The organism is Mycobacterium mantenii (assembly GCF_010731775.1).
Taxonomy (GTDB): domain Bacteria; phylum Actinomycetota; class Actinomycetes; order Mycobacteriales; family Mycobacteriaceae; genus Mycobacterium; species Mycobacterium mantenii.
Genome location: NZ_AP022590.1, coordinates 5842573 through 5857568, shown reverse-complemented (window position 1 = coordinate 5857568; position 14996 = coordinate 5842573). Strand labels below are relative to the sequence as shown.

General features: G+C 65.4%; 16 protein-coding genes and 3 pseudogenes. 9 read left to right on the top strand and 10 right to left on the bottom strand.

The window, feature by feature from the left end; genetic code table 11:
- Window positions 1–7 precede the first annotated feature (7 nt).
- Window positions 8–622 carry a TetR/AcrR family transcriptional regulator gene (locus G6N50_RS27110; protein WP_083096189.1) on the top strand — a complete coding sequence of 205 codons (615 nt, stop codon included), beginning with the start codon at window positions 8–10 and terminating at the stop codon, window positions 620–622.
- Between the two features lie 79 nt (window positions 623–701).
- Complete coding sequence (locus tag G6N50_RS27105) at window positions 702–938, top strand: hypothetical protein (protein ID WP_067833101.1); 237 nt, start codon at window positions 702–704, stop codon at window positions 936–938.
- A 541-nt stretch (window positions 939–1479) separates the two neighbouring features.
- Here G6N50_RS27105 and G6N50_RS27100 read toward each other — a convergent pair.
- Entirely contained in the window at window positions 1480–1629 is a 150-nt protein-coding gene (locus G6N50_RS27100; protein ID WP_158086086.1) for a hypothetical protein, read from the bottom strand.
- A gap of 1239 nt (window positions 1630–2868) precedes the next feature.
- On the opposite strand from G6N50_RS27100, the gene G6N50_RS30185 reads away from it, so the two are divergent.
- Window positions 2869–3141, top strand: a complete 273-nt coding sequence (locus tag G6N50_RS30185; protein WP_083096191.1) for an excalibur calcium-binding domain-containing protein — start codon at window positions 2869–2871, stop codon at window positions 3139–3141.
- A gap of 193 nt (window positions 3142–3334) precedes the next feature.
- Here the strand turns inward: G6N50_RS30185 and G6N50_RS27090 are convergent.
- Window positions 3335–3463: pseudogene (locus tag G6N50_RS27090) on the bottom strand (integrase core domain-containing protein); the annotation flags it as partial.
- Between the two features lie 52 nt (window positions 3464–3515).
- On the opposite strand from G6N50_RS27090, the pseudogene G6N50_RS29625 reads away from it, so the two are divergent.
- Both G6N50_RS29625 and G6N50_RS27080 read left to right on the top strand, forming a co-directional pair.
- Window positions 3516–3918: pseudogene (locus G6N50_RS29625) on the top strand (transposase); the annotation flags it as partial.
- A 55-nt stretch (window positions 3919–3973) separates the two neighbouring features.
- Window positions 3974–4315 (top strand): DUF2834 domain-containing protein, encoded by a 342-nt coding sequence (locus G6N50_RS27080; protein ID WP_083096195.1) that lies wholly within the window; start codon window positions 3974–3976, stop codon window positions 4313–4315.
- A gap of 56 nt (window positions 4316–4371) precedes the next feature.
- On the opposite strand, the pseudogene G6N50_RS27075 reads toward G6N50_RS27080, so the two are convergent.
- The 3 genes and pseudogenes from G6N50_RS27075 to G6N50_RS27065 all read right to left on the bottom strand — a co-directional run bounded on the left by G6N50_RS27075 (window position 4372) and on the right by G6N50_RS27065 (window position 6256).
- Window positions 4372–5511 (bottom strand): annotated as a pseudogene (locus G6N50_RS27075) (IS3 family transposase).
- 77 nt (window positions 5512–5588) lie between these two features.
- The gene (locus tag G6N50_RS27070) at window positions 5589–5810 is read right to left on the bottom strand and encodes a hypothetical protein (RefSeq protein WP_158086087.1); all 222 of its coding nucleotides are present in this window, start codon (window positions 5808–5810) and stop codon (window positions 5589–5591) included.
- A 68-nt stretch (window positions 5811–5878) separates the two neighbouring features.
- On the bottom strand, window positions 5879–6256 hold the full coding sequence (locus tag G6N50_RS27065; RefSeq protein ID WP_083096196.1) for a DUF732 domain-containing protein: 378 nt from the start codon (window positions 6254–6256) through the stop codon (window positions 5879–5881).
- A gap of 240 nt (window positions 6257–6496) precedes the next feature.
- On the opposite strand from G6N50_RS27065, the gene G6N50_RS27060 reads away from it, so the two are divergent.
- The gene (locus G6N50_RS27060) at window positions 6497–7039 is read left to right on the top strand and encodes a hypothetical protein (RefSeq protein ID WP_083096198.1); all 543 of its coding nucleotides are present in this window, start codon (window positions 6497–6499) and stop codon (window positions 7037–7039) included.
- 257 nt (window positions 7040–7296) lie between these two features.
- On the opposite strand, the gene G6N50_RS27055 is transcribed toward G6N50_RS27060, so the two are convergent.
- On the bottom strand, window positions 7297–7818 hold the full coding sequence (locus G6N50_RS27055; protein WP_067833719.1) for a DoxX family protein: 522 nt from the start codon (window positions 7816–7818) through the stop codon (window positions 7297–7299).
- A 206-nt stretch (window positions 7819–8024) separates the two neighbouring features.
- Between G6N50_RS27055 and G6N50_RS27050 the strand changes: the two genes are divergently transcribed.
- A complete protein-coding gene (locus G6N50_RS27050) occupies window positions 8025–9617 on the top strand; it encodes a pyruvate, phosphate dikinase (protein ID WP_083096200.1) in 1593 nt (530 codons plus the stop codon).
- Window positions 9614–10228: a MarR family transcriptional regulator gene (locus G6N50_RS27045; protein WP_083096202.1), complete on the top strand. Its 615-nt coding sequence runs from the start codon at window positions 9614–9616 to the stop codon at window positions 10226–10228. The genes G6N50_RS27050 and G6N50_RS27045 overlap by 4 nt, the downstream gene beginning before the upstream one ends.
- A gap of 12 nt (window positions 10229–10240) precedes the next feature.
- On the opposite strand, the gene G6N50_RS27040 is transcribed toward G6N50_RS27045, so the two are convergent.
- From G6N50_RS27040 to G6N50_RS27030, 3 genes are all read right to left on the bottom strand, one after another.
- A complete protein-coding gene (locus tag G6N50_RS27040) occupies window positions 10241–11482 on the bottom strand; it encodes a WSD1 family O-acyltransferase (protein ID WP_232068841.1) in 1242 nt (413 codons plus the stop codon).
- Window positions 11483–11496: 14 nt separating this feature from the next.
- Complete coding sequence (locus G6N50_RS27035; protein ID WP_083096285.1) at window positions 11497–12405, bottom strand: alpha/beta fold hydrolase; 909 nt, start codon at window positions 12403–12405, stop codon at window positions 11497–11499.
- Between the two features lie 114 nt (window positions 12406–12519).
- Window positions 12520–12990: a VOC family protein gene (locus tag G6N50_RS27030; RefSeq protein ID WP_083096287.1), complete on the bottom strand. Its 471-nt coding sequence runs from the start codon at window positions 12988–12990 to the stop codon at window positions 12520–12522.
- A gap of 120 nt (window positions 12991–13110) precedes the next feature.
- On the opposite strand from G6N50_RS27030, the gene G6N50_RS27025 reads away from it, so the two are divergent.
- Window positions 13111–13974 carry an alpha/beta fold hydrolase gene (locus G6N50_RS27025; RefSeq protein WP_083096203.1) on the top strand — a complete coding sequence of 288 codons (864 nt, stop codon included), beginning with the start codon at window positions 13111–13113 and terminating at the stop codon, window positions 13972–13974.
- On the opposite strand, the gene gnd is transcribed toward G6N50_RS27025, so the two are convergent.
- Window positions 13971–14993 carry a phosphogluconate dehydrogenase (NAD(+)-dependent, decarboxylating) gene (gene gnd / locus G6N50_RS27020; protein ID WP_083096205.1) on the bottom strand — a complete coding sequence of 341 codons (1023 nt, stop codon included), beginning with the start codon at window positions 14991–14993 and terminating at the stop codon, window positions 13971–13973. The two genes, G6N50_RS27025 and gnd, sit on opposite strands and share 4 nt — an antisense overlap.
- Between the last annotated feature and the right edge of the window lie 3 nt (window positions 14994–14996).

Here is a 14996-nt window from a genome sequence, read left to right as displayed (position 1 = left end):
GACGGTCATGGCCACCACCGGAACCCGAAAACGCAACGGCGACGAACGCCGCCGCGACCTGTGCGATGCGGCGATCCGGGTGCTGGCCGAGGACGGCTCGCGCGGGCTGACCCACGGGCAGGTCGACCGCGTCGCCGGTGTCCCCGAGGGCACGACGTCGTACTACTACCGCACCCGCGTGGCCCTGCTGCGCGGCGTCGGCAAGCGCGTCGCGGAGATCGACGTGGCCAACCTGCAGTCCGTGATCGACGAGCCGGTCGATCCGCACTCGCCGTTCGCGCACCTGGCCCGGCTCACCATGATGCAGGCCAACGGATCCGGGCTGATGCTGAACAGAGCGCGCCACGAACTGCTGCTGGGCGCCGCTCGCGATCCGGGCCTGGCCGAAACATCGCAGGTGTTCGTCGCCCGGATCAACGGCATGGCCCGCGACGCCATCGCCCACCTGCAGCCGGACACCCGCGACCCGGCCCTGCTGGCCGCGCAGACCACCGCCGTCACCACGTTCATCGCCGGTGTCTTCACCCGGCTGGCGGCCGGGGACCGAACCGTCGGGGACGCCGGGCAACTCGGTCGCCTGCTAGAAGCGGTGGCCACCGCGGTGGCGCTGCAGCAAACGTAGCTTCCCGACGAAAAGCACTACGCGGTCTGTCCATTCCGCATACGGTTAATGCCGGTTCGTGCTCCCACAGGAGGATTGGATGGACATGAAGCGTTTTGCCGCCGCGGGTCTGCTGGCGTTGGCCGGGCTGCTCACGGTCGGTGTGGGCGTCAGCAACGCCGACACGATTCAGACCGAGGGCAACTACCCCACGCGGGAGGCGTGTCAGAACGCCGGCCCGGGCGTGAAGGCCACGACGCCGGGAAGCTGGAACAACTTCTGGTGCGTTCCGGACCGCAACGTCAACGGCAACTGGAAGTTGGTGCTGAGCAACTGATTCGGCTTCGGCCGGCGGTCGTCATGTTCGCCATGCGTGACACCCGGCTCCTCGAATCACTTGTGTCACTTATGTTTCAGTAGTCCCTGAGCGGCGGTTTTTGAGTGCTGCGGGAGCCGTTGATCGCGAGGCGCTGACGGCCGCCCTGGACACGCTCGACGCGGCGTTCGACGGGGTCGCCGCCTTCGACTGCGAGGCACTGACCCCCCCCAGAGCAACTGGCGTTGTTGCGGCGCTTCGAGCGGCTGCGCCGGCGGATACCGTCCCTGGAACACCCGTTGATCAATTCCATTGCCCGCCAAGCCAGTTCCGCGGAATTGGGCGGCAAGCTGTCCCACGCGAACGTTGTTGTCACCGGTTGTGCAGCGAATTGAAGGGGCACATCGGCAACCTGTACCCACGGCGGGGTTGCACGACTATAGGGCTGTCGATGAGAAGGTGTGTCCGTATTGCGTGGAGACGATCAAGGCAGCAGCCCTCTAATTCTTGCGGCCGGATCGCCCATTCGGCTCACTCCCACCCAGCGAAAACCCGCGGGCTTTCAAAACCATTTACCCAAAAAGGCACCTTTAAACGGTAATTTTTTGGGTTGCGAAGGGTCGGCGGGGTTGGCCTGATAGAGGGCGAGATCATTGGAACCATTCATTAGAAAGTAAATATTGCCAGTAGGGTCGATGATGGCATCTTTCATTGCCCCGACGTTCCTGGGCACGGTAGGACTCAGTGCCTTACCGCATGACTCGTATGTTCGGCTGCCAGGACGAAAGTCGGATAGATACAGGGGTGGTTCCCAATCCGTCTGTTGAATCTCCAACCGTCAGGTACTGCTTGTCATTCAACCATCGGATCGGCCTTCCGCAAATGTCCGAATCCAGCAATCCCATTTGGCCGGCGGTGCTGTTGATCGGCTCGACCTCACCTTGGGGGCCCAGAAAGCCTTCCGCTGAAAAAGGTGCGACAGGGCTGGGGTCTCCTGGATATCCAGTCTGTGTCTTCACGATTTTCTGCGTGTTCAGATCAAACCACTTCCATTGACCACCATTTGTGCCGCGCGCATCTTGGTCCAGAAATACCAGGGGTACCGTCCGCGGCGAATAATGGATTCTTGTGCCGGGGCTTTTGCTGGAAATCACCATTAGTTGGCGCTAGGAGACATGTCACATCTGTGACCTGACCAGTTTGGGTGCCCTTAAAACCGATATGGCCGGCTTCACTGCTCTCCCATACCTGCTTGGTTTTATCGGGACTCCATTGTTGTTCCGTCCGCTGAACCGCCCAGGGGCCAGTGTTGGCATTACACCCAGGGATCGGAAACTTCTACCGGTGTCAACCTCCTCTCCCGTCGTGAGATTCAGCTTCTTGATGTAGGTCACCGACGCACCGGACTCGGCATCGCATTCCCCCACCACTGGACCGTGAAAGTCAGCGCCGGGTGCGCGGGTGGAGGTGGGTGCGGCGGTCAGGGCGGGGGTTGCCGTATGAGGAGCACCTTGAGAGGGACCCGGTGAGGAGCAGCCTGGCATGGAAAAAACTAGTGCCAAAGCCGCGGCGACGAAAGATGTACGGGACAACTACTTTCCAAACCTCTCCGAAATGGGGGTGGCGTTCTCTTTTGCGACGGGCCCGTTCGTTGGAGGCAGCTTGAGGGCTTCTGTGTTGCCGACAGCGAGGTTTGAGAAAAGTTCTGTTGTGGCCTCCAACGCACCCGGCGCGCGCTCGCGGCGCCCTTCGCGAAAGCGTGTCCGCTACACCTACCGACGGCTGTCGCCCACCCCGCTCCCGAGCCGCACCCCGGGGGCGAAGAGCCGCCACCAATCCCAGCTCGCCCCATGATCTAGATCACTTTTCGAACCGACCAAAACCACCGCGAGCGGAGCGAGGGCACGCTACATTTCCCTGCGACCTCACAGTGAGATCGCCATCAGAAGGGATGAATGACACCGTGATTCGCGCGCTATTGGTCGCCGCCGCTGCTGCTGCTGCTGCTGCTGCTGCTGCTGCTGCTGCTGCTGCTGCTGCTGCTGCTGCTGCTGCAGGGATTATCACCGGGGCAACGGTTACTGCTCCCTTGGCAACCGCTAGCGGGCCGTACCGGAACTGCACCGAGGCGCACAAGGACGGGCGGTACAACATCCCGAAGGGTGATTCCGACTACCAGCCCAAGCTGGACCGCGATAACGACGGCATCGCCTGCGAGGGCTAAGTCCGGTTTAATTAGCCCAGCCCGGTCAGCTCCCGGCGCTCATCCAGCAGCGCATCCGCAATGGCTCTTGACGGCAGCAGGATGCCCAGCTCCCCCTAAGGTGCCAACGGCGGCGAGTTGCCACCGTTCAGCACTGTTTAACACGCAATCAGCACTGCTTGAATTGAAGGGGACCCGTTTGGTGGTCCAGTCGCTATGCGGCTTGGGGTTGATGGGTTGTGGTCCACTGTAGAGCGAACTCAGCCGGGGTGAGTTCACCGTGGGCGGAGTGGGGCCGGTTGGCGTGGTAGTCGCGACGCCAGTCTTCGATGATCACGCGGGCTCCCTCGGTATGGCCGTACTCATCGACCGTGAGGGACGTAAGCGAAATGGAGCACGCCCAAGTTGCGATCAGAGGCGTTCGAGACCGACTACGGTGCCACGCATCCCAAGGTGGTCGCCAAGATCGTCGAGGACGCCGACTTGCTGCTGGACTTCTACAAAGTATCCGGCCGAGCACTGGGTTCACCTGCGCGCCGCCAATCCGATTAGTCGATATTCGCGACCGTGCGTTTGACGACCAAAGTGACCAAGGGCCCGCGTTCACGTGCGGCCGGTATTGTCATGGCTTACAAGGTCATTGAGCGCTCATAAGCACGGGTGCGGGCCGCCAACGTCCCGCACCTAGTCGCCTCGTCCATGCCGCGCGGTGTGCTCCAAAAAGGCAAACTGCTCGAACGCCTCATCGACATCACGCTCACCGAACCTATCGAACCAACCGAAACGGAGGTTTCCTGAAACAACCCGATCCACAGGTATTGACAATTGCTCTGATGACCAAATACTGACGGGTATGACCGCTGCTCGAAGAAACCTCTGCATCCTTTACGGTGTGATCGCGCTGGTGGCGCTCATCGCCACCTGGGCGCACAACATCGCGTACTTCTCGGCCGGCGGAGACACGCTCGACTTCCTCGCCAGCTGTTTCGCCAATCACGCGGTCAGCTCAATGACCATCGACCTGACGTTGGTTTCCGTCGCAGTGCTGGTCTTCATGGTTGTCGAGGCACGCAGGACCGACGTCAAGTACCTGTGGGTGTACGTCGTGCTGGGGTTCGTCGTCGATATCAGCGTGGCCGTTCCACTCTTTCTCATCGCCCGGGAGCGGCGTCTGGCGCAGCTCCAGGACGTTTGACTCCGTGCAGGCTGGCACAACCACAACATCATTCCCCACTTTTGGTAGTCCAGTCGCTATGCGGCTTGGGGTTGATGGGTCGTGGTCCACTGTAGAGCGGACTCGGCCGGGGTGAGTTCACCGTGGGCGGAGTGGGGCCGGTTGGCGTTGTAGTCGCGACGCCAGTCTTCGATGATCACGCGGGCTTCCAGCAGGGAGTCGAAGCGCCACGCGTTGAGTAATTCGTCACGCAGCCGGCCGTTGAACGACTCGATCCAGGCGTTTCTGCCACGGCGACCCTGGATCGATGAAAAATGAGCCAGCACAGTGGAATCGGCACCAGTCATGCACGGCGTGCGCCACGAACTCCGGGCCGTTGTCGAACCGCACGTAGTGCGGCGCCCCGTGGGTGAGAGCCAGTCGATCCAACACCTCGACGACACCGTCGGCGCCGATGCGGCGATCAACCTCGATCGCGAGCGCTTCACGGGTGAACTCTCTATCACGTTCAACATCTTCAAAATGCGGCCGTCGGCGGTCGTGTCGAATTGAAAGTCCATCGCCCAGATGGCATTCGGGCGAATCGGCGACATCGCGCCCACAGCGACACCGATACCGGTCAACCGTTTCTTGCGGCGGCGCTGCGGGACCCGCAGGCCCTCGGCACGCCACAGCCGGTGGATGCGCTTGTTGTTGACCTGCCACCCGGGGCGGCGGGCCATCTTCGCGGCTCGCCGCCACCCCCAACGGGGCCGCTCGGTGGAGAACCGGCGCAGCCAGGCCCGCAACTCGGCCTCCTCGGTGGTGATCGGCGCCGGGGTCAGGCGCATTGTGGAGCGGTGGATGCCCACCACGGTGCAGGCGCGGCGCTCAGACACCCCGAACCGGTCGCGCAACGCCGTAACGGCACTGCGCTTGCGGCTCGGGGTTAGAAGTTTCCCGCCGAGATCTCCTTGAGCATGTCGATGTCGAGGGCCTGGTTGGCCACCAGTTTCTTGAGTCGGGCGTTCTCGGCTTCGAGTTCCTTGAGCCGCTTGGCGTCGTTGGCCTTCTTGCCGCCGTACTGGGCCACCCAGCGGTGCCACGTGGACTCCGCAACCTCCAGATGCCGGCAAACCTCAGCCAGCTCCTGACCCGACGCGAGCAGCTTGTTTGCCCTCGGCGAGCTTGCGGATGATCTGATCCGGCGTATGCCGCCGGCGCTTGTTCGATGCCATGTCGTCGTCGATTCTTCCTGCCCGAACACTCGGCCAACAGAGTCCCACAACGACTGGACCACTACGACGGGCTCACCTCAAAATGCCCAGTGCGGCATCGGATCGGACTGGATGGACAACCCGCATGGGTAGGACTGCATCCGCTCCCACTGGCGCTGGTAAGCCTGCGCTGCGTCGGGTGAGAGCCCGGGGGCTGGGCTCGGTGGAGCAGGTGGGGGTGGCGGATCTGCTTGAGCACCTCCGCCACTGAGGATCAGCATGGCGACGGCGGCCGTGGTGACCAGTGTGATTTTCTTCAATTGAATCTCCTTAGCTGCCGCGAGAAGAACCGCCCGAGACAACATGCAGCCAAAGCTTCCGTCAGCTGTTAAGTGTCGCCGTCCCCTGTGCCGCCCGAGACCTGGGCTTTATCCCACGGGCAGTAATTAACGATGGACGCGGCGACTAGATCTGCGGCTTGCTCCCTGTTGATCCAGCCCTCGCCGATCTCTACAGCCTTATCGGCGGCTCGTACCGGGGTTTGTCCGTTGACGTCGATGTCGTAGCACACAGAGTGGCCAAGTTGGATCAGATCGTCGGCACTTTTGCACTTGATTGATCCTTCCCCGCAGCCGAGGCCGTGTTCCGTTAGAAACTGAATAAAGTCAGCATCGTCCGCATGAGCCGGTGCCGCGAAGGCGATTCCAGCCACCGCAACTCCAGTTGCGAAGGCGCGTGTTGCGATCACAGTTGCGCGGGACAACATGCTTGCCAAACCCCCTTGGTGAGGTTCGCGTTGGTGACGTTGCCCGAATTCGCCGATAGAAGCCTAAGCGCGTGCGAGGTTAGGTACATGCGGATTTGTGAAAATTCCTGTAGCAAGTGTCCCCGACCATGTCGTAGCGTTCATCCAGCAGCGCATCCGCCACGTCTATCGACGGCAGCGGCCCGCCGACGTGAAAGGTGCCGGGCCGTCGCTACACGCCGATAGCCTCCGGTTTATGTCGTGGGTTTTGGAGGCGGTCAAGTCTTCGAGAGCCGCGAGGGCCTCAAGTACGTCACTGGTGGTGTGATCGGTTCCGTGGCAACATTCGGCCTGGCGTGGAGGCGTGAGCACCGGCGCAGCCTTGACACCTACCGGGCGCCACAGCGGCAAGCCATCAGCGACATTGTCGCGGCCAATTTCGAGTTCCAGGCCCGCGAGCTCGAGTTGCGTATGGCCGAACTTGAACTGGCCGACAGGCATGCCCATCTGCAGGAGGGTGTCATCGACGACAACGGGCCCGGCCCATCGCCGGCCGCAAAGGCGGCGGCCACTGCGGGGCACGTCCTAAACCATGCGTTTGCGATTGGCAGATTGACCATTGTCGACGCACCATGCTGGGAGGCGCTGGGCGCCGCAACCTTTGAGTTCGAGCGTTTCCGCGCGCTTAAGATCAACGCGCCCGGCTTTCAGAAGGTCGAGGACATAACGGCCCATTACGATTGCCTGGCCGACCGGGCCAACGAGCAACTCGGCCGTGAGCGTACTAGTGATCGCTGCGGTTGATCGGCTGTCGCCTGCGGAGACGCTTCTCAATCCCTGGCGTCGGCGCGCCGGTCGTCGTCGACTCAAACAGCTTGTCCGGGAATCGCTGCAGGCCGATGCGGGCCAACAGATTGCGACGCCGCAGACCCCGCACTACTGACAGCCGCGCCACCAGTCGGCAAGTGGGTGAAGTGTAGTTCGCAGATTCGCGGTCAACCCCGCCCAACACCTTCCACCACCCCGAAAAGGTCCTCGCGGAAGAAGACGATGACCCCTGATCAACCGGCTTGCTTGGCTGGCGGCCGGTAGAAGATGGCCAGCTGACCGATCGCCCCGGCCAGGCCCAGCCCGGCCGAGATCAGCAGGCCCTGCCAGCCGTCCATCCAGTTCTTGCCGAAGATCAGCCAGTCCAGGCTGTACTTGCCGGCCCCCACCGTCGCTACCGCGACCGCACTGACCGCCAGCACCAGGTTGTATTCCCAACCCTCTTTGACGATGAAGAAGCCGTTCGCGCGGTGCACCGTCCAGGCCGCGACCAGCATCAGCGAAACGAAGCCCGCCGCCGGGATCGGGGTGAGCAAGCCGGCGGCCAGGCCCAGGCCGGCGGCCATTTCCGTGCTGGCTGCCACGGTCGCGTGAAACTTACCGGGCTTCATGCCGATGCTCTCGAACCACCGCGCCGTGCCCGGGATGCGGCCACCGCCGAAGAACTTGTTGTAGCCGTGGGCGGCCAACGTCACGCCTAACACCAGCCGCAGGATCAGTAACCCGACATCATGGAACGTGTCATACGAAGTCATATCTGTAAACCTAGATCATCGGCAGGGTGCCAGGGCAATAGCCGCCGAGCAGCTACGTCGCCGAATCCGCAGGTCGGTGTGGGAACATAGCGGTCGTTCCGACGTTGGCCCGATGAGCAGCTACACCACAGAGGGGGTGCACCACGGCTCGTACCGCACGAGGCGGCGCCCACCAACACGCGTCGAGCGCACACGAGGCCCCGCCGATCGAGCATTCCGTGGTGTTGCTGGACGGCAAATCGGGCCACCCGCGGGAGCTGCTGGGCAATAAGGGCCACGGCATCGAGGCGATGCGCCGGCACAGCCTGCCGGTGCCGCCCGCGTTCTGCATCACCACCGCGGTGGGCCTGCGGTATCTGGCCGATCCCGGGGCGACCATGGACGCCGTCTGGGATGCCGTGCTCGACCGGATGCGCTGGCTGGAGGCGCAGACGTCGCGCACATTCGGGCGAGGCCCGCATCCCCTGCTGGTCAGCGTGCGCTCCGGGGCCACCCAGTCCATGCCGGGCATGATGGACACCATCCTCGATCTCGGCATCGACGACGCCGTCGAGCGGGCACTGGCGGTGGACGGTAGCGAAGCGTTCGCCCACGACACCCGCCGCCGGTTCTCGGACATGTATCGGCGCATCGTCGGCGTTGGCGAACACGAATCGGTGCCGTCCGACCCGTACGCGCAATTGCGGGCCGCCATCGAGGCGGTGTTCGCCTCGTGGCACTCACCTCGCGCGGTTGCCTATCGCGCCCACTACCGAATCGACGATCAGCACGGCACCGCGGTCGTCGTGCAGGCGATGGTGTTCGGCAACCACGGCCCCGATTCCGGTGCCGGAGCCTTCTTTTCCCGCAATCCGATCACCGGCGACAACGAACCGTTCGGCGAATGGCTGCCCGGCGGCCAGGGCGACGACGTGGTATCGGGATCGGTCGACGTCGAACCGATCACCGCACTCCGCGACGAGCAGCCGGCCGTCTACGACGAGCTGATCGACGCCGCCCGCCGCTTGGAGCGGTTGGACTCCGACATCCAGGAGATCGAGTTCACCGTCGAGGACGGCAAGCTGTGGCTGCTGCAGACACGGGCGGCGGAGCGCTCGGCGCAGGCGGCGGTGCGCTCGGCGTTGCAGCTGCGGCACGAGGGACTCATCGACGACGCGGAGACACTGCGGCGGGTGACCCCGGCGCATGTCCAGACCCTGTTGCAGCCCGGCCTACAGCCGGAAACACGTTTGGCGGCACCACTTTTAGCCAAGGGTCTACCGGCGTGCCCGGGGGTGGCCTCGGGCACGGCGTACACCGATGTCGACGAGGCACTGCGCGCCGCCGATCGCGGCGAGCCGGTGATCCTGGTGCGCGATCACACCCGGCCCGAAGACGTGTCGGGCATGCTGGCCGCGCAGGGCATCGTCACCGAGGTCGGCGGCGCCGCCAGCCATGCGGCCGTGGTCAGCCGCGAACTCGGCCGGGTGGCCGTGGTGGGCTGCGGCAGCGGGGTCGCGGCAACGCTGGCCGGAAAGCACATCACCGTTGACGGCGGCGAAGGCGAAGTGCGCGAAGGCAATCTGAGCCTGTCGGCATGGTCGGAAGACGATACTCCGGAACTGCGTGAGCTGACGAACATCGCCCGGGGGATCAGCCCGCTGCGTGCCCATGCCGCGGGCGACTACCCGCGGCTGAAGGAAAGCTCCGAAGCGGCCGTGCGCGCCATGCTGGACGGCGGGCATACCGATGTGGTCTCGGCGACGCCATTGATCGTGATGCTGATCGCGCTGCGCCTGGCATCGGGGGCAGCGTCATGACTGAACTGGCTGTGCTGCAAGGGGTTCGGCTCAAGGGTCGGGTGAGTCCTGCCGACCTGGCCGCGACGCTGGGTGCGGACCTCGGCGACATCACCCCCGTTGTCGAGCGGCTGACCGCCGCGGGCCTGCTGACCGGAGGTGCGACGTTGCGGATCACGCTCAGCGGCAGCGAGCGGCTCGCGGGGTTGCTCGCCGAGGAGCGCGAGGGCATGGAGCCGACCGCGATGGCCGCCGCCTATGACGACTTCCGGGCCGTCAACGCCGATTTCAAACGTCTGGTGACGGATTGGCAGCTCAAGGGTGGACCGGCCGGCGTTCCCAACACCCACGACGACGCCGACTACGACGCCGCGGTGCTGGCCCGTCTCGACGATGTGCACGCGCGCGTGATGCCGATCATCGAGGCGGCTGCGGCACAACTGCCGCGGTTGAGCGCCTACGCGATGAAACTGACTGCGGCACTGGACAAAATTAAGGCCGGGGAGACGACGTGGCTAAGCCGTCCGTTGATCGACTCCTACCACACGGTGTGGTTCGAACTGCATGAGGAGCTGATCGTCGCCTCTGGTCTGACCCGCGAAGAGGCGGCCAGATCCGGTGACGCGCAATAGCTCGCGAAATAGCTATAGCGCGGCCTCGAGCAGCGCTACGTAGGCGTCAATGTCCGGGACGGCCGACTCGGCTGCGTGCACGCTGATCGCGATGGTCTGGCCGAGTCCATGCACGCCGTGCGTCAGCCCGATCATCGGCGACAGCGCCGGGTATCCCGACGTCAGCACCGCGCGGGCGCCTCCGAAGCTCAGATCGGCCGCCCCGCGATTGACGCTGGACACCACGGTATTTCCGTACACCTGCGTCGCATTCTCTTGGGCGTCGAATTGTGCTATGCCCCAATGCAACAGCCCGGCCGGCATCGCCGCGAACGCCCGGTCGGCGGCCCGGGTGGCCGGGTGGCCGAAGCGGCGCCGCCCGTTGGCCAGGTCGGCCGCGATCCGCTCGGCGCGGGCTTGGGGTCCGAGCTTTGGGTACAGCCCCACCACGATGTTGCCGAAATGGTTGTGCGCGTGCGGTGTACCGGCTTTGGCCATTGGAACCTCGGCACCCAGCGAATCGGTCTGCTCCCCAATGAGATTGGACAGCGCCTCGGAGACCGCGCTGAGCACGCCGACGGTGACCGTGGGACCGGGCAGCTGCGAACGGTGTCGCACCAACGTCCGCACCGCGCGGGCGCCGTCGGGGCGCGCGTTCGTCGGCAGCAACGGACGCGGCCCGGCCCTGGGAGCGAGCAGGCCCGCGCGGATGTCGCGCTCGCGCCGGTGATGGGTGCGCGCCGCCTGGACGGCGCGCCAGGGCAGGAATCCCGGCCGTGGGCTGGGCACCCGGGGCACGGGGTCGGGCCGGCCGAACAGCCACGCCGCCATCGCCGCGGAGCGGGCGCCGTCGGCCAGCGCGTGCGCGACCTGCAGGACCGCGACGGCGCCGGGCCCGGCGACGCCCGGAATGCCGCGCACCGGGGTGAAGGCGTGCAGCCGCCAGGCCGTACGGCGAATGTCCAGTTGGTCATCGGCGAGGCCGGCGACGGCCGCCAGGACGTCGTCCCAGCTCTGATCGGCGAGGCTGTGGCGGACCACCTGCTCGGGCGTGACCGCCGCGGGCACCCACCGCGGGTAGCGCCATCGGCTTCGGTCGCGGACCCGCATCGTCAGCGCCGGGTCGGCGTTGGCCCGCCGGCAGAGCTGCTCGACGGCGCGCGGGTAATCGGCGGGCTCGCCGTCGAACGCGTAGAGCAGAAACTCGTCGTTGGGGATTTTGGCCGACATCCAGTAGAACTGCGCATCGACCGCCGCCATCCGGTGTCCCGCCACGACCCGACCCCGTGTCAGCCGGGTGAGCCGATGAACCCGAGCACCAGATCGGCGACCTTGTCGGGTTGTTCGAGTTGCAGGAAATGGCCGGCGTGTTCGACGATGGCGACCTCGCTGCCCGCGGGCAGCACCTTCTCCGCCCAACTTGCGAAAGCCGGTGTCATGCAACCGTCGTCGCGGCCATGCAGGTACAGGCACGGCAGCACGGGTTCTTGGGTCCACAGCTGGTTCAATTCGGCATACCGCGCCGAGGGCCGGGTGTTGCGAATGGTGGCGCGGTACGGTCCCAGGGCCGCGCGCCAGCTCTCCGGCGCCCCGATCGCGGCGTCGACGTGCCGCAAGTCCTCGTCGGCGCGATAGCCCGGCGACCACCGCCGCCACAGCAGCGGCAACACCCAGGACGCGGAATGCTCTGGCAGCCAGGGCAATAGGAAGTACATGATGTACCAGCTGCGAAAGGCCTGCCGCGCCACATGGGCGGCCAGCCGGCCCCGCTCTCCAGCGCTACCGCCGCGCCGACGGAACGCCGCCGACGGGGGCACCGACATGATCACCGCCTTAGTGAAGGGGCTGTCGGGCATGGCGGCCAGTCCGGTGCCGGCGATCGCGCCCCAGTCGTGGCCGATGATCACGTCGTTGTCGGTGCCGCCGGCGGCCGAGCGCACCCGCAGGGCGTCGTCCATCAGCGCGCCGACCTGATAGCCGCCGTCGACCGGGATCGACGACGGCGCGTATCCGCGCATGAAGGGCGCGACCACCCGCCATCCCGCCGCGGCAAGCCGGGGAGCCACCTTGCGCCAGCCGTAGGGCGTGTCGGGGAAGCCGTGCAGGCACAACGCGAGGGGGCCGTCCTTGGGGCCCCAGGTGAGGGCCTTGAGGTCCCCCGCGGGGCTGGTCACGTCGATCCAGCCTGGTTCAGCCATGTCCACTCCCTGCTCGACGCCTCCGCAGGGATCAACCTAACCTGTGCGGCCGCACGACGCACCGCCCCGGGTCGACAGAACGTCAAAATATCTCTGTCCCAGCCGTTTTCACCATTACAGCGCGGCGGCCCGTTCCAGCTCGGCGATCATGATCTTGCGCATGCCGTACATCGCCTGGGTGGCCGCCGCCGCGCGCGCCCGATCGGGATCGCCGATCAGTTCGTAGAGGCGGTCCGGGACGATCTGCCAGCTCAGGCCGAAGCGGTCTTTGAGCCAGCCGCATTGTGATTCCTCGCCGCCGTCGGTCAACCGCTTCCAGTAGTAGTCGACCTCGTCCTGGTCCTTGCAGTGGATCGTGAAAGACACCGCTTCGTCGAACGAGAAGTGCGGACCGCCGTTGATGCCGATGAACCGGGTGCCGTCCAGCACGAAGCTGCCCGACAGGACGGTACCGGGCCGGCCCGGTCCGGCGTCGGTGGTCTGATTGAACCCTTCGATGTGGGAGTTCGGGAACACCGAGGTGTAGAACTTCGCGGCCTCCTCCATGTTGTCGTCGAACCACAGCGACGGGGTGATCGAGGGCATGCCGGGGCCTCCTTGATGGTCGTTGGTCTTCGCGATGGATAGACCCCGTCGCCGACAGAAATTCATCGCGTCGTCCACCCGCGGAACAGTGCTTAACCGGCCTATGTAACGTCAGATCGCATGAGTACCGTCAGTAGCAGTCCCGAGACGGTTGAGTTTGCCGGTGTCGACGGGATTACCCTGGTCGCCGACGAATGGAACCGCAGCTCCGACGGTGCCGGGCGACCGAGCATCCTGATGTTGCACGGGGGCGGCCAGAACCGGTTTTCCTGGAAAAGCACCGGCCAGACGCTGGCCGATGAGGGCCTGCACGTGGTGGCGCTGGATTCGCGGGGGCATGGGGACAGTGCACGCTCCCCCGACGCCGACTACGAGATCGAGACGCTGACGGCCGACGTCATGCGGGTGCTGAACGCGATCGGCCGGCCCGTGACGATCATCGGGGCCAGCATGGGCGGGCTGACCGGGATCCTCGCCGCTCACCGGGCCGGACCGGCGAAGGTGACCCGATTGGTGCTCGTCGACGTGGTCCCCCGATTCGAAAAGGGCGGCAGTGCCCGCATCCGGGATTTCATGTTCAGCGGCCTCGACGGCTTCGACTCCCTGGAGCAGGCCGCCGACGCCGTCGCCGCCTACCTGCCCTACCGAAGCAAGCCACGTAGCCCCGAGGGCTTGAAAAAGAACCTGCGCCTGCGCGACGGCCGCTGGTACTGGCACTGGGACCCGGCGTTCATGACCAAGCCGGGCGACGATCCCGAACTGCGCACCGAGAGCTTCGAGCAGGCCGCCAAGAATCTGACGATCCCCGTCTTGCTGATCCGCGGCAAGCTGTCCGACGTGGTGAGCCCCGAGGGCGTACGGCACTTCCTGGCCACCGTGCCGCGCGCCGAGTTCGTCGAACTGTCCAACGCCGGGCACACCGCGGCCGGCGACGACAACGACGCCTTCAGCGACGCGGTGGTCGCGTTCGTCAACCGCCGCTAGTTCGCCGGCTTCTCGGCGTGGCCGCCGAATTGCTTGCGCATCGCCGAGAGCGCCTTGTTGGCGAAGTCGTCGAGCGAGCGCGACGCGAAGCGGGACTGCAGCGCGGTGGTGAGCACCGGTGAGGGCACCCCCTCGTCGATCGCCGCGATGGAGGTCCAGCGTCCCTCCCCGGAGTCGGACACCCGGCCGGAGAACTCCTTGAGATCCGGCGAGTCGTGCAGCGCGATCGCCGTCAGGTCCAGCAGCCAGGATCCGATGACGCTGCCGCGACGCCACACCTCGGCGACGTCGGGGATGTCAAAGTCGTACTGATAGAACTCCGGGTTGGACAGCGGTGCGGTTTCGGCGTCACCCTCTTGCACGTGCTTGCCGATGTCGGCATTGCGCAGAATGTTCAACCCCTCGGCGAGCGAAGCCATCATGCCGTATTCGATTCCGTTGTGCACCATCTTCACGAAGTGCCCGGCACCGGCCGGCCCGCAATGCAGGTAGCCCTTCTCCGCCTGCGCGACCTCGCCGTCCCGGCCGGGGGTGCGCGGCGCCGCGTCGACGCCCGGTGCGACGCTGGCAAAAATCGGCTCGGCGTATGCGAAGGCCTCATCGTCGCCACCGACCATCAGGCAGTAGCCGCGTTCCCGGCCCCACACACCACCGCTGGTCCCGCAGTCCAGGAAGTGAATCCCCTTCTCCGACAGTGTCTTTGCGTGACTGATGTCGTCGCGGTAGTAGGAGTTGCCGCCATCGATGACGATGTCCCCCGATTCGAGCGTCTTGGCCAGCTCGCCGATCACCCCGGTGGTGATCGTCCCCGCCGGAACCATGACCCAGACGAGCCGCGGCGTCGTCAGCTTCTCGGCGAGCTCCTGCAGCGAGGACACTCCGGTGGTCCTGTCCTCCCCCGCCATCGCCTTGACCGCGTCGGGGTTGTGGTCGTACACCACACATTCGTGTCCGTCGTTGACCACGCGGCGGACGATGTTCGCGCCCATCCGGCCGAGGCCGATCATCCCAAGCTGCATCGT